The organism is Arthrobacter sp. Hb9-2 (genome assembly GCF_059091165.1).
Window position 1 is genome coordinate 1 of sequence record NZ_JBNHGJ010000111.1, and the last position, 301, is coordinate 301.

Annotated in this window: 1 pseudogene; it reads left to right on the forward strand. The window is 63.5% G+C overall.

From position 1 onward, the window contains the following. Positions 1-301, forward strand: a pseudogene (locus tag AC5RV1_RS21430) (HNH endonuclease signature motif containing protein); the annotation flags it as partial.

Sequence of the window (301 nt, forward strand, 5' to 3'; positions counted from 1 at the left end):
CCGCCACGGCCTGCACCACATCGAAATCTTCGCCACCACCGACCAGTACGAACACATCCTCACCGTCATGAACACCGCCACCAACCCCCGCACCACCAGTGCAGGCACTGGCGCTGCTGCTGGTACTGGTACTGGTACGGGTACGGGTACTGGTACGGGTACTGGTACGGGTACTGGTACTGGTACGGGTACTGGTGCTGGCACTGATTCCTGGCGGGACGGCGATGTGGACCTGGACCGGCGCACCCGGCCACAGAAACAGCTCGAGGGAATCGTCAGCGCCGTCAAAACCGCCCTGGCC